Genomic DNA, 13,883 nt, shown 5'->3' with positions numbered 1-13,883 from the left:
ATTTGTGATAGTGAATCAGGTAAATCAATATTATTGGGTAGTATTTATCTCTATAGAAAGATAAACCCTTTATTCGTCTGATTTTAATAAAGGGTTATTATTGAAAGACTATTACGAATTAACCCGCTTCAAACTCATTGGTCATAGTTTCTAACTGCTCTTGCAGATCCATCCATTCCATTTCAACGTCTTCAAGGGCTGATTTATGCTCAGTCTGCTTTTTCAAACAGTCAGTTAGCTCCGCTTTTTTATCTTGCTCATAAATGGCAGCATCGGATAACTTCGCCTCTAAATCAGCTAATGATGCAGAGTGTTTTTCCATTTTCTTTTCCAGCTCCGTGATTTTTTTACGGATAGGCTGGGTCAGCTGACGGAATTCGGCTTCACGGCGTTTTTGGTCTTTTCTATCTTGCGCCGTCACGGTTGATGTGCTGGCTGGTTTTTCTTTATCAAGCAGATCACGAGCTTGCTGTAGCTCCATTTTGTTCTGCTCGGCTAACCATTGTTGGTAATCCTCAAGATCGCCATCAAATTGCTCGACTTTTCCGCCATGAACCAGATACAGCTCATCGGTGGTCGTGCGCAGTAAGTGCCTATCATGGGAAACCACAACCAATGCGCCTTCGAAAGCCATTAACGCTTCGGTCAGTGCTTGGCGCATATCCAAATCTAAGTGGTTGGTTGGCTCATCGAGTAACAGTAAGTTAGGGCGCTGCCAGACAATTAGAGCTAATACTAAGCGGGCTTTTTCTCCACCGGAGAAACGTCCGCTAGGATCCGTCACTTGGTCACCTTTAAAACCAAAGCCGCCAAGGTAATCACGTAATTGCTGCTCGGTTTGCTCTGGCGCAAGGCGAGCAAGATGCTGTAATGGGGACTCATCCGCATGCAAATATTCTAATTGATGCTGGGCGAAATACCCCAGTTTGATCCCTTTAGCGAGTGAGATTTCACCGTGTAATGGAGCTAAATCACCTGCTAGCATTTTGATTAGTGTGGATTTACCGGCACCGTTACGGCCGAGTAACCCAATGCGAGAACCCGGAACTAAATTTAATTTGATGGATTCTAACACCACTTTTTCGCCGTAACCTGCGCTGACTTTTTCCATTTTTAATAATGGATTCGGCAGGCTTTCCGGTTGACGGAATGAGAAATGGAATGGGTTATCCACATGGGCAGGGGCGACCATCTCCATGCGTTCGAGCATTTTAATTCGGCTTTGTGCCTGTTTAGCTTTGGTGGCTTGCACTCTAAAGCGGTCAATATAGCTTTGTAAGTGGGCGGCTTTAGCTTGTTGGCTTTCATACAAGGCTTGTTGCTGCGCCAGTTTAGTGGCTCGTTGGCGTTCGAATGAAGAGTAGTTGCCTGTGTATTCGAACATAGTTTCTTGCTCGATATGCAGCACTTTGTCGATGATTGGGTCGAGGAAGTCCCTATCATGGGAAATCAAAATCAGTGTGCCAGAATAGCTTTTAAGCCATTTTTCCAGCCAAATCACCGCATCTAAATCTAAGTGGTTCGTCGGTTCATCGAGAAGTAATAAATCGGAGCGGCACAGTAGGGCTTGCGCAAGGTTCAGGCGCATACGCCACCCACCGGAGAATGATTTTACCGGAGACTGTAGCTGTGCTTGGCTAAAGCCAAGACCATGTAGCAAACTCGCTGCTCGGGACTGAATTGTCCACGCATCAATAGCATCTAATTGCCCATGAATGACGGCAATAGCGTGGCCATCATTTTTCTCGTTCGCTTGTTGGAGCTTATGTTCTAAGGCGCGAAACTCGCGATCGCCGTCAATCACATACTCAATACAAGGTACATCAAGGGCTGGGGTTTCTTGGTTCACCCATGCCATAGACCAATTGCTTGGAAAGGTTGCTGATCCTGCTTCCGCTTGCAATTCACCCTTTAACAGTGCCAGCAGTGTGGATTTTCCGCAGCCGTTTTTACCCACTAATCCGACTTTTTGCCCCGGATTGATAGTCGCAGTTGCATTGTCCAGCAGAACACGTACACCTCGGCGAATTTGTAATGAAGAGAAAACAATCATAGAAACCGTCTATTGAAAATATGTTAAATTATTGAGTTAGATATATTCGAATAATAAAGTTATTACTGAAATATATTAAGCTTAAAGTACATTTAGCAGGCTGCATGGTAACGGAAAATTATCCGCCTGACACGCCTTTGAGGAGGGAAAGATGTCAAATACGCCAAAAGTGCTCGTGGTCTATGCTCACCCAGACCCCCATGAATCTGTTGCTAATCGCCTGTTGTTAAATGCAGTACGCGATTTTGACAATGTCACTATCCACGATTTATACGCAACATATCCCGATTATTTTATTGATGTCACCGCAGAACAAAAGCTGCTTTGCCAGCATGATGTCATCGTGTTTCAGCACCCGCTGTATACTTATAGTTGTCCCGCGCTATTAAAAGAGTGGTTTGACCAAGTTCTGACTCGCCGATTTGCCACAGACCAAGGATACCAAAAACTGAAAGGCAAATATTGGCGTTCGATTATTACCACTGGAGAGCCAGAAGAAGCTTACCAATATGGTGGCTATAATCGTTATCCATTATCTGAAATCCTTCGTCCATTTGAGTTGACCTCATTGATGTGTGATATGCACTGGATGGAGCCGAACATTATCTATTCTGCCCGTCGGCAGAGCCCACAACAGTTACAGCAAATGGTTGAAGAGTATAAGCAATGGATAAGACAACCCCTCAATACGGGAGACATTTCAAATGGATGAATTAAATCTATTTGAATCGGTGATCATATTTTTATGCGCCGGTGTGGTGATGGTGCCGATTGCCCAAAAAATCCGTTTGGGTGCAGTGTTAGGTTATTTACTGGCAGGGATTGCGATTGGTCCATTTGTATTGGGCTTTATTCGCAATGTGGATGACATTCTGCATTTCTCGGAGCTGGGTGTTGTCTTCTTAATGTTTTTGATTGGGTTGGAACTGAAGCCCTCGAAATTGTGGGAGTTGCGTCGGTCGATTTTTGGTGTCGGCACCATTCAAGTGGTTGTGACCGCAGCTTTGATGGCAGGTATCCTGATCCTTGCTCAGTTTTCTTGGCAGGCAGCAGTGGTTGGTGGGCTGGGAATGGCGATGTCCTCCACGGCAATGGCTCTGCAATTAATGAATGAAAAAGGGATGTCCAACCAAGAAAGTGGGCAGCTTGGCTTTTCTGTTCTACTGTTCCAAGATATGGCTGTGATCCCGATTATGGCGCTGATTCCGCTGTTGGCAGGTGATACGGGAAGCAGTGATTGGTACAAAATTGGATTGAAAGTGGTGGCGTTTGCAGGGTTATGGATTGTCGGACGTTATTTACTACGTCCATTATTTAGGCTTGCAGCGAAATCGGGCGTGCATGAAATTTTTACCGCAGCGGCGTTGTTAGTCGTACTGGGTTCCGCATTGATAATGGAAAGCCTTGGCTTTTCAATGGCCTTGGGGACGTTTATGGCGGGGGTGATGCTCGCTGAGACGGAATTTCGTCATGAACTTGAAATCAATATCGAGCCGTTTAAAGGTTTGCTGCTGGGGCTGTTTTTCATTTCCGTCGGTATGTCATTAAATTTACAAGTATTGTGGGCTTATCTCCCTCAAGTTTTATTGGCAGTTTTGGTGCTGGTCGCTGTGAAAGCGCTTGTCTTATATGTGCTGGGATTTGTGGCACGTTTACGTACAGGCGCCCGAGCGCAATTCTCAGGGGTGCTTAGCCAAGGTGGTGAGTTCGCCTTTGTGATTTATGCCACGGCATTCGGAGCTAGCGTGATTGATGAAAGGCAAATGGATTTATTGTTGGTGGTGGTGACGCTATCGATGATGACAACGCCACTTGTGATGCAGCTGATAGATGCGTATCTCAACCGCCGTTATAATCAACAACCAACTTCTACCGAAAAACCGTTTGTGGAAGATACCAATCCTCATGTGATTTTAGTGGGATTTGGACGAATGGGGCAGGTGGTTGGTCGTCTATTGATGGCGAACAAAGTGAATATTACGGTGCTTGAACAAGATGTTACCGCGATTAGTACCATGCGCCGCTACGGTTACACCGTTTATTATGGGGATGCGCGAGAACTACAACTTCTACGCTCAGCGGGAGCGGATAAAGCCAAAGCCATTGTGATTACCAGCAACGTTCCTGAAGAGGTGATGGAAATTGTGCGTATTTGCCAAGAAAACTTCCCGAACTTGCATATTATTGCCCGTGCAAAAGGGCGTTTAGAGGCTCACGAATTACTGCACAGCGGCGTGACGGACTTTAGCCGTGAAACCTTCTCAAGCGCGTTAGAAATGGGAAGTAAGGCACTGATTAGTACAGGTATGCATCCTCATAAAGCTTATCGTGCAAAACAGCATTTTCGCCGGCTTGATATGCGTATGTTAAGGGATATCATTCCTGAAAATGAGAATAGCGATAGCGGGCAAATTTCGCGTATTAAAGAGGCGCGGCGTGAACTCAACGAACTTTTCGAAAAAGAGATGCAAAGAGAAAATCGCCAACCGCACAGCTGGAATAATGAACAGTAAGGTAGAAAAATGGCAGCAACACGTAAGCGTTTTATTGCTGGGGCAACCTGCCCTAAATGCAAGTCTCAAGACACCTTAATGATGTGGCGAGAAGATAAAATTGATGTGGTTGAATGTGTCAATTGCGGGGATCAACAACGTCAAGCTGAAGGCGATGCGACTGAGCATGTGAGAAAGCAAGAACAAGTTATTGGAATTTTTACCCCAGAATAAGAGAATTTTGTCAATTCTCAATACAGCACAATTGTTTTCCGGTACAATTGGCAAAAATTTTTCCCTTACGGGTCGTAGGAGATGTCATGAAAGTAGCAAAAGACTTGGTTGTAAGCTTAGCTTACCAAGTAAGAACAGAAGACGGTGTTTTAGTTGATGAGTCCCCGGCAAATGCGCCAATGGACTATCTGCATGGCCGTGGCTCTTTAATTTCTGGTCTGGAAAAAGCATTAGAAGGTCGTGAAGTTGGCGAACATTTCGATGTTGAAGTCGCTTCAGACGATGCATATGGTCAATATGATGACAACTTAGTTCAACGCGTACCGAAAGATGTATTCATGGGCGTTGATGAGCTGGAAGTGGGTATGCGTTTCTTAGCGGATACTGACATGGGTCCAGTTCCAGTTGAAATCACTGGCATCGAAGGCGATGAAGTTATCGTTGACGGTAACCATATGTTAGCAGGTCAAAACCTGAAATTTAATGTTGAAGTCATGGCTATCCGTGAAGCAACTGAAGAAGAAATCGCTCATGGCCACGTCCATGGTGCTGATGGTCACGACCACGACCATGACCACGAAGGTGGTTGCTGTGGCGGTGGCGGTCATAGCCACGGTTCAGAAGGCGGTTGCTGTGGTGGTGGCGAAGGTCACGGTCACAAGCATGGCGGTTGTGGTTGCCACTAATCTCTAAAAGAGAGATTCAATAAAAAACGAACTCGTTTTTTATTTCGAAAGTAGGCTCAACATTTTTTATGTTGGGCTTTTTTTTGCTCAAAATTCAGTCTCAAGCATTCCCCGTCATTAAATTTAGTAATTACTGAAATTTATTATAAATCAATTGGTTATTTTTCTATCTTATAATTCCCATGATGTTTATCGAGATTAATTTCTTTGTTTATCTCGCGCCATAGTCTCAATCATCTAGGAAAATTATTATGGGAACTCCCTCTATTTACCCTACAAAAACAACAATTTATAGACCAGATAAAGCATGGAATGGTTATACATTATTCTCAGCGGTGAATAAGGGCGCTGTGCTTATTGATATGAATGGCAATGAAGTTCATGTTTGGCAGGACAGTGATGGCGTGCCTTGCAAAATGTTACCTCAAGGCAATCTGCTGAGTTATGAAAAGCCAAAAGAGGGTAATAAATATCGCGAATATACCCGGCTGGTTCAGCGGGATTGGGATAATAACGAAGTTTGGTCTTTCGATCGTGTAGAGTCATTGACAGATGATGTCGGAAAACAATATTGGTCTGCAAGGGCGCATCATGATTTTCAACGAGAAGGAAATCCCGTCGGGTATTATACGCCTGACTTGATATCCCCTGTTCATAATGGAAAAACATTATTACTTTGCCATCGAAATATTCAAAATCCTCAAATATCAGATAAGCCATTACTGGATGACGTCTTTGTTGAGATTGATTGGCAGGGAAATATTGTATGGACATGGGCGTTCAGTGATTACTTTTCGGAACTCGGTTTTTCTGAAACTGCTAAAAATGTCTTTTATCGTAATCCTAATCTCATCGTTGGTGATGTAGGGGATTATTTACATATCAATAGCCTATCTTGGCTTGGTCCCAACAAACACTATGATAATGGCAATGCTGATTTTCATCCTGAGAATATAATATGGAGCTCTCGGGAAGCGAATATTATTGGAATTACCAGCCGTGAAACAAGAAAGATTGTATGGCAAATTGGGCCTGATTATACCCATGATAATGTTAAACATTTAGGGGGGGTTATTGGTCAACATCATGCCCATCTTATTCCTCAAGGGTTACCGGGGGCGGGGAATATTTTACTGTTTGATAATGGCTGGCAAGCAGGCTATGGGCAAGCAACGCCAACCTCGCTTTATGGATTAAAAAATGCGGGTCGTGACTATTCTCGAGTCTTGGAGATAGACCCGATCAGTTTAGATATTGTTTGGCAGCATTCTGCAAATGAGCAGGGATTTAAAATGCCGACGAATCGTTTTCGATTTTATAGTCCGCATGTTAGCAGTGCGCAACGATTACTTAATGGTAATACTCTGATTACAGAGGGCGCGGATGGACGAATTATTGAAGTTACCAAGGAAAATAAAATTGTTTGGGAATATATTTCCCCTTATACCGACGAGCAATACGCATGGAATAACATGATTTATCGGGCTTATCGAGTTCCCTATGAATGGGTTCCTCAATTGAATAAGCCCGAAGAAGTGGCATTGCCTGATATTGATATCTCCCAATTTCATATCAAGGCGAATAGCTGAGAGATTAATAATGTGGAGGGGGAGTCTCTTCTTCAGGGCGGGCAAGGTGAGATGATTGCGAAGCTTTCAACCTCTCCGCAACGATGCGCAAATGTTCTTGCATTTTTGACAGCTGCATTTGTTGTTCTGTAATCACTTGGTTAAGCTGCTCAATGGTCAATTCTTGGAAAGCAACTTTGCTTTCTAAAAGTTCTAAACGCTGTTCAAAATTGTCTGATGAATCCATTTTAGACTCTCCTTATGGGTTCTCACCATGAAAAAAACATCATAATAACCGAACATTACAAATCAACAGATAAGTTTTATTTAAAGGTGTAGGCGTTGAAACCTCTTTTTGTTAATGTGGTCTAAGATATTCTTATATTTTTTGTGTTAACTGACAGCTTGTTTTTTAAGATAAGGAACAGCTATCAATAAAAATGAGCCGTATGGCTCGAATAATAGCTATCGGAGATTAGGATGAAATCACTGTTTAAGGCAAGTCTATTAGCAACAACATTAGCATTCGCTTTTACTGCCCCACAAGTTATGGCAGAAGAAGCAAAAACACAAGCGAGCGCTTTCAAAAATGCTGAAGAGCGTAACGCATACGCATTAGGTGCCTCTTTAGGTCGCTATATGCAGAATTCTTTAGAAGAGCAAAAATCGATCGGTATTAATCTGGACAAAGCTCAATTACTGGCTGGTGTTCAAGATGCATTCAACGGCAAAAGCAAAATGACTGATGCTCAAGTTGAAGAAACATTACGTCAATTCGAAGGACAAGTGAAAAAAGCAGCTGAAGATAAAATCAAAGCTGAATCAGTAGCTAACGTGAAGAAAGGTGACGAATATCGCGAGAAATTTGCAAAAGAAAAGGGCGTAGTGAAAACTAAGTCTGGCCTACTGTACAAAATTGAGAAAGATGGCACTGGCGCAAAACCTAAAGAAGACGAAACCGTTGTTGTTCACTATAAAGGCTCTTTAGTCGATGGCACAGAATTCGATAGCTCTTATTCTCGTAACGAGCCACTGACTATTCCATTAAACTCAGTGATCAAAGGCTGGACTGAAGGTTTATCTAACCTGAAGAAAGGTGGCAAGATGACATTAGTTATCCCACCAGAATTAGCTTACGGTGAAAATGGCGTTCCAGGTATCCCTGCAAACTCAACGCTTGTCTTCGATGTTGAGTTATTAGACATCAAACCTGCTGCAAAATAAGATTTCACATAGTTAAAAATAAAAAAGCTCAGATTCGTTCTGGGCTTTTTTCATTGAGTTACGCAATCCAATGCTAAAAAAGCAGAGTTGTGTCATTCTCGATTAAAAATTTGCATTTAAAAATCTTATATTCTTCAAAACTTGTGATAAAACATACTCTCTTGCATTCATTCGCTTGACGGCAACGCCTCGGAGTTTTAACTTCAATAGATTCGTTTTTATTTTTAATCATCACATCCGTTGACTATGTACGATAAAATGAAGGCAAATGAGTCGAATAATGAATGCCTCATTGGTTGACGTGATGAATTTTATACACTTTAGAAGGATGACGTTGAAATGTCTGATGCATTACAATCCCAAGACCTCAGTGATATTAATATTCTTGATAACCAGCCGTTTACTGAGACTGACCACGAAATTTTAAAATCATATGAAGCTGCGGTTGACGGGCTCGCTATGCTAATTGGTGAGCATTGTGAAATTGTTCTTCACTCTTTAGAAGACCTCAAATGTTCAGCAGTGAGAATAGCGAATGGTCAGCATACAGGGCGTAAGATTGGCTCCCCTATCACTGACTTAGCATTAAGAATGCTTCATGATATGGCGGATGCGGAATCCAATGTCTCTAAAGCCTATTTTACGAAAGCAAAAAGCGGCGACTTAATGAAGTCGGTGACGATTGCGATTCGTAACCGTAAGCAACGTGTTATCGGCTTACTGTGTATCAACATGAACTTGGATGTGCCATTCTCTGAAATCATTAAGTCTTTTGTGCCGGAAGAAAAGCAAGAAGTGACTTCAGATGTCAACTTTGCATCTTCAGTCGATGATTTAGTTGCGCAAACATTAGAATACACCATTGAAGAAGTTAGCAATGACCGTAATGTTTCTAATAATGCGAAAAATAAACAAGTGGTTCTGAACTTGTACGAAAAAGGGATCTTTGATATCAAAGATGCTATCAACCAAGTGGCTGACCGCCTGAATATTTCCAAGCACACCGTCTATTTATATATCCGCCAATTTAAGAGTGGTGAATGAGTAAAACAACCCCGCTAACCTATTGTTTGTTAGTGACTGGCCCCACATACGGCACTTCACAATCAGCAAGTGCCTATCAATTTGCCAAGGCCCTTCTTAAAGAGGGGCATTTATTGAAGACGGTATTTTTCTATCAAGATGGCGTTCTTAATGGCAATGCTTTAACTTCCCCTGCAAATGATGAATTTGACCTGGTCAAAGCATGGCGCCAGCTAGCACAAGAGTCTGGTTGTGAAATGAATATCTGTGTTGCAGCAGGGTTACGTCGTGGTATTACAGATGAAGAACAAGCTAAAGCGCTATCGCTATCTGCTTATAATTTATCTGAAAGTTTCACTATGAGCGGTTTAGGCAGTCTGGCAGAATCCATGTTAACCACTGACCGCACCATCCAGTTTTAAACCTGAACATCATGAACGACGTCACTCTATAAGATAAGGTCTCTTGTGAAGAAAATCGCCTTTGTTTTTACGACTATGCCACATGGTAGTGCCAGTGGGCGCGAAGGACTGGATGCGTTATTAGCGACCTCGGCGCTGACAGAGGAAATCAGCGTATTCTTCCTTTCAGATGGCGTATGCCAATTACTCGCTCATCAGCAGCCTAAAGAAATTTTAGCCCGAGACTATATTTCGACGTTCAAAATCTTACCTCTCTATGACATTGAAAATATTTACCTATGTTCAGAGTCATTAAAGGAAAGAGGCCTTAGTCAGCAAAATGAGTGGGTTGTGACGCCTGAATTCCTAACACCCCAGCAGATCCAAGAGCGGTTATCTGCCTGTGATGTTGTGCTGAAATTTTGAGCTTGTGTTCGGATTTTGATCTATAGTAGGATCCTGCCTATGCTATACTCTCTAGCCACTTCTCCATTTAAATGTGATTTCTCCGCGCTATTGCGTTTAATCACCAATGAAGACGCTATATTGCTTTTCCAAGATGGTGTGATTGCCGCTGTTTCACAATCCAAATATCTTGAGGAACTACAAAATAGCGGTGTCCAAATCTATGCCTTGGATGCAGATATTCATGCCCGAGGGCTACAAGATCAGGTAGCTGATGGCGTTTCTATCATCTCATATCAAGGTTTTGTAAAGCTAACTGAAGCTCATAAGCAACATTTTGCCTTATAAAGTCACTAAAAGTTGTATATTTCTTGACACCTGAGCCAGTCGGCAATAAAATTTCGCGTCCTCGTGTATCGTCATGTTGGCGAACGAGGTCAAAATCCGTGTTTACGAAGCAAAAAAACCAGGAGCTTTTTTAATAATGGCAACTATTAATCAGCTGGTACGCAAATCTCGTAGCTCGAAAGTTGTGAAAAGCAACGTTCCAGCACTGGAAGCTTGCCCGCAAAAACGTGGCGTATGTACTCGTGTATATACTACCACTCCTAAAAAACCAAACTCAGCATTACGTAAAGTATGCCGTGTTCGTTTAACTAACGGTTTCGAAGTATCTTCCTACATCGGTGGTGAAGGCCACAACTTGCAGGAACACTCCGTAATCCTGATCCGTGGCGGTCGTGTTAAAGACTTGCCAGGTGTGCGTTATCACACCGTTCGCGGCGCACTGGACTGTTCTGGTGTTAAAGACCGTAAGCAAGCTCGTTCTAAATACGGCGCGAAGAAACCTAAGGCTTAATGGATTTCCGTTAAGTAAGGCCAAACATTTTTAATCTTAATGTCAAAATACTCTCGTAGAGTTTTGGACAAACCTGAATTAACAACGGAGTCATATCCATGCCACGTCGTCGCGTAATTGGTCAACGTAAAATTCTTCCAGATCCTAAGTTCGGATCAGAATTACTGGCCAAATTTGTAAATATCCTGATGGTAGACGGGAAAAAATCTACTGCTGAAGCAATCGTATATAACGCACTTGAGCTCCTTGCTCAGCGTTCTGGTAAAACTGAACTTGACGCATTCGAATTAGCACTTGATAACGTGCGTCCGACTGTGGAAGTTAAATCCCGCCGTGTTGGTGGTTCAACTTACCAAGTTCCAGTTGAAGTTCGCCCGGTTCGTCGTAATGCCCTGGCAATGCGTTGGATCGTTGATGCTGCTCGTAAACGCGGTGATAAATCTATGGCACTTCGCCTGGCAAACGAATTATCAGACGCTGCTGAGAACAAAGGTTCATCTGTTAAGAAACGTGAAGACGTTCACCGTATGGCAGAAGCTAACAAGGCGTTCGCACACTACCGTTGGTAATCTCTTACCAATCTTAGTGATGTATCTCAGGGTAGCTTTCAGCTGCCCTTTATATGAAGAATTGAACGCCCACGAGAGAGGAAAAAATGGCTCGTCAAACGCCCATAGCACGTTATCGTAACATCGGTATCAGTGCACACATCGACGCCGGTAAAACCACAACTTCTGAACGTATTCTGTTCTATACTGGTGTAAACCATAAAATCGGTGAAACCCACGAAGGTTCTGCAACAATGGACTGGATGGAGCAGGAGCAAGAGCGTGGTATTACTATCACTTCAGCTGCGACTACTGCATTCTGGTCTGGTATGGCTAAGCAGTATGAACCACACCGTATCAACATCATCGACACCCCGGGACACGTTGACTTCACAATCGAAGTAGAACGTTCTATGCGTGTTCTTGATGGCGCGGTAATGGTTTACTGTGCGGTTGGTGGTGTTCAGCCACAGTCTGAAACTGTATGGCGTCAGGCTAACAAATATAAAGTTCCACGTATCGCGTTCGTTAACAAAATGGACCGTATGGGTGCGAACTTCTTACGTGTTGTTGAGCAGTTAAAAACTCGTTTAGCAGCTACTGCAGTTCCACTGCAATTACCAGTTGGCGCAGAAGAGTCGTTCACTGGTGTTGTTGACTTGCTGAAAATGAAAGCAATCAAATGGAACGATGAAGACCAAGGCGTTACCTTCGAATACGAAGATATCCCTGCGGACATGCAAGAGCTGGCTGAAGAGTGGCACAACAACCTGATCGAATCCGCTGCAGAAGCATCAGAAGAACTGATGGAAAAATATCTGGGCGGTGAAGAACTGACTGAAGCAGAAATCAAAGGTGCTTTACGTCAACGTGTTCTTGCTAGCGAAATTATCCTGGTTACCTGTGGTTCTGCATTTAAGAACAAAGGTGTTCAGGCGATGCTGGATGCGGTCGTGGATTACTTACCAGCTCCTACAGATGTACCGGCAATTAACGGTGTTCTGGACGATGGTAAAGATACTCCAGCTGAACGTCATGCAAGTGACGAAGAGCCGTTCTCATCTTTAGCATTTAAAATTGCAACTGACCCATTCGTTGGTAACCTGACATTCTTCCGTGTTTACTCCGGTGTTGTTAACTCAGGTGATACCGTTCTGAACGCTGTTAAAGCGAAGAAAGAGCGTTTTGGTCGTATCGTTCAGATGCACGCTAACAAGCGTGAAGAGATTAAAGAAGTTCGCGCTGGTGACATCGCGGCTGCTATCGGTCTGAAAGACGTAACTACAGGTGATACTTTATGTGCAGTTGATGCACCAATCATCCTGGAGCGTATGGAATTCCCAGAGCCAGTAATCTCTGTTGCAATCGAACCAAAAACTAAAGCTGACCAAGAAAAAATGGGTATCGCATTAGGCCGTCTGGCTCAAGAAGACCCATCATTCCGCGTATCAAGTGATGAAGAAACTAATCAGACTATCATCGCTGGTATGGGTGAATTGCACTTGGACGTTCTGGTTGACCGTATGCGTCGTGAATTCAAAGTTGAAGCGAACGTTGGTAAACCACAAGTAGCTTACCGCGAAGCAATCACTGCTAAAGTGACTGATATCGAAGGTAAACACGCGAAACAGTCTGGTGGTCGTGGTCAGTACGGTCATGTCGTTATCGATATGTACCCACTGGACAAGAAAGACAAAGATGGTCTGCCAATGGACTACGAATTTGTCAACGAAATCAAAGGTGGTGTAATCCCTACGGAATACATTCCTGCGGTTGACAAAGGTCTGCAAGAGCAGCTGAAGTCTGGTCCATTAGCTGGTTATCCAGTAGTTAACATGGGTGTTCGTCTGCATTTCGGTTCTTACCATGATGTTGACTCCTCTGAATTGGCGTTTAAATTGGCAGCATCGCTGGCATTTAAAGACGGCTTCAAAAAAGCGAAACCAGTTCTGCTTGAGCCAATCATGAAAGTTGAAGTGGAAACTCCAGAAGACTACATGGGCGATGTAATTGGTGACCTGAACCGTCGTCGTGGTATGATTGAAGGTATGGATGACTTACCTACTGGTAAAGTTGTTCGTGCACAAGTACCATTGTCCGAAATGTTCGGTTATGCTACTGACCTGCGTTCTCAGACACAAGGTCGTGCTTCATACTCTATGGAGTTCCTGAAGTACAATGAAGCGCCAAACAACGTTGCACAAGCTGTAATCGAAGCTCGTAACGCTAGATAATCGATTTTTATCGATTTAACTACTTTAATTTAAGTTCCTTCTTTATCGTGAAGAGGGAACTCCATAAGGAATAGAGTCGTGTCTAAAGAAAAATTTGAACGTTCAAAACCGCACGTTAACGTTGGTACAATCGGCCACGTTGACCATGGTAAAACT

At 43.2% G+C, this 13,883-nt stretch carries 15 protein-coding genes and 1 pseudogene; 14 read left to right on the top strand and 2 right to left on the bottom strand.

The window, feature by feature from the left end; genetic code table 11:
• Window positions 1-118 precede the first annotated feature (118 nt).
• Entirely contained in the window at window positions 119-2,053 is a 1,935-nt protein-coding gene (locus JK188_RS12235; protein ID WP_211887248.1) for an ABC transporter ATP-binding protein, read from the bottom strand.
• Window positions 2,054-2,204: 151 nt separating this feature from the next.
• Here JK188_RS12235 and kefG point away from each other — a divergent pair, with 151 nt between their 5' ends.
• The 5 genes from kefG (at window position 2,205) to JK188_RS12210 (ending at window position 7,054) form a co-directional block, all read left to right on the top strand.
• Window positions 2,205-2,765 (top strand): glutathione-regulated potassium-efflux system ancillary protein KefG, encoded by a 561-nt coding sequence (gene kefG, locus JK188_RS12230; RefSeq protein ID WP_211887249.1) that lies wholly within the window; start codon window positions 2,205-2,207, stop codon window positions 2,763-2,765.
• The gene (kefB, locus tag JK188_RS12225) at window positions 2,758-4,566 is read left to right on the top strand and encodes a glutathione-regulated potassium-efflux system protein KefB (RefSeq protein WP_036948714.1); all 1,809 of its coding nucleotides are present in this window, start codon (window positions 2,758-2,760) and stop codon (window positions 4,564-4,566) included. Before kefG ends, kefB begins: the two co-directional genes overlap by 8 nt.
• A 9-nt stretch (window positions 4,567-4,575) precedes the next feature.
• Complete coding sequence (locus tag JK188_RS12220; protein WP_036948717.1) at window positions 4,576-4,779, top strand: YheV family putative zinc ribbon protein; 204 nt, start codon at window positions 4,576-4,578, stop codon at window positions 4,777-4,779.
• Window positions 4,780-4,865: 86 nt separating this feature from the next.
• Window positions 4,866-5,465 carry a peptidylprolyl isomerase gene (gene slyD / locus JK188_RS12215; RefSeq protein WP_211887250.1) on the top strand — a complete coding sequence of 200 codons (600 nt, stop codon included), beginning with the start codon at window positions 4,866-4,868 and terminating at the stop codon, window positions 5,463-5,465.
• 251 nt (window positions 5,466-5,716) lie between these two features.
• A complete protein-coding gene (locus JK188_RS12210) occupies window positions 5,717-7,054 on the top strand; it encodes an aryl-sulfate sulfotransferase (protein WP_211887251.1) in 1,338 nt (445 codons plus the stop codon).
• A 4-nt stretch (window positions 7,055-7,058) separates the two neighbouring features.
• Here JK188_RS12210 and JK188_RS12205 read toward each other — a convergent pair whose 3' ends face one another.
• A complete protein-coding gene (locus JK188_RS12205; protein ID WP_036948724.1) occupies window positions 7,059-7,280 on the bottom strand; it encodes a SlyX family protein in 222 nt (73 codons plus the stop codon).
• Window positions 7,281-7,513: 233 nt separating this feature from the next.
• On the opposite strand from JK188_RS12205, the gene fkpA reads away from it, so the two are divergent.
• From fkpA to JK188_RS12160, 9 genes and pseudogenes are all read left to right on the top strand, one after another.
• Window positions 7,514-8,257, top strand: coding sequence for an FKBP-type peptidyl-prolyl cis-trans isomerase (fkpA, locus tag JK188_RS12200; RefSeq protein ID WP_036948748.1), 744 nt, complete (start codon window positions 7,514-7,516; stop codon window positions 8,255-8,257).
• 339 nt (window positions 8,258-8,596) lie between these two features.
• Entirely contained in the window at window positions 8,597-9,301 is a 705-nt protein-coding gene (locus tag JK188_RS12195) for a helix-turn-helix transcriptional regulator (RefSeq protein ID WP_036948726.1), read from the top strand.
• Window positions 9,298-9,702 carry a sulfurtransferase complex subunit TusD gene (tusD, locus tag JK188_RS12190; RefSeq protein ID WP_211887253.1) on the top strand — a complete coding sequence of 135 codons (405 nt, stop codon included), beginning with the start codon at window positions 9,298-9,300 and terminating at the stop codon, window positions 9,700-9,702. The genes JK188_RS12195 and tusD overlap by 4 nt, the downstream gene beginning before the upstream one ends.
• A 45-nt stretch (window positions 9,703-9,747) precedes the next feature.
• Window positions 9,748-10,107, top strand: a complete 360-nt coding sequence (tusC, locus tag JK188_RS12185; RefSeq protein ID WP_132496959.1) for a sulfurtransferase complex subunit TusC — start codon at window positions 9,748-9,750, stop codon at window positions 10,105-10,107.
• 39 nt (window positions 10,108-10,146) lie between these two features.
• The gene (gene tusB, locus JK188_RS12180) at window positions 10,147-10,434 is read left to right on the top strand and encodes a sulfurtransferase complex subunit TusB (protein ID WP_211887254.1); all 288 of its coding nucleotides are present in this window, start codon (window positions 10,147-10,149) and stop codon (window positions 10,432-10,434) included.
• 136 nt (window positions 10,435-10,570) lie between these two features.
• Window positions 10,571-10,945 carry a 30S ribosomal protein S12 gene (rpsL, locus tag JK188_RS12175; protein WP_004265905.1) on the top strand — a complete coding sequence of 125 codons (375 nt, stop codon included), beginning with the start codon at window positions 10,571-10,573 and terminating at the stop codon, window positions 10,943-10,945.
• A 98-nt stretch (window positions 10,946-11,043) separates the two neighbouring features.
• Window positions 11,044-11,514 carry a 30S ribosomal protein S7 gene (gene rpsG, locus JK188_RS12170; RefSeq protein WP_006813694.1) on the top strand — a complete coding sequence of 157 codons (471 nt, stop codon included), beginning with the start codon at window positions 11,044-11,046 and terminating at the stop codon, window positions 11,512-11,514.
• Between the two features lie 86 nt (window positions 11,515-11,600).
• Window positions 11,601-13,727 carry an elongation factor G gene (fusA, locus tag JK188_RS12165; RefSeq protein WP_036948738.1) on the top strand — a complete coding sequence of 709 codons (2,127 nt, stop codon included), beginning with the start codon at window positions 11,601-11,603 and terminating at the stop codon, window positions 13,725-13,727.
• Between the two features lie 78 nt (window positions 13,728-13,805).
• Window positions 13,806-13,883, top strand: a pseudogene (locus tag JK188_RS12160) (GTP-binding protein); the annotation flags it as partial.

Source organism: Providencia sp. JGM181 (assembly GCF_018257375.1).
In the GTDB taxonomy this organism is placed as follows: domain Bacteria; phylum Pseudomonadota; class Gammaproteobacteria; order Enterobacterales; family Enterobacteriaceae; genus Providencia; species Providencia lanzhouensis.
The sequence above is the reverse complement of the archived record's forward strand: the minus strand, read 5'-3'. Positions and strand labels throughout refer to the sequence as shown.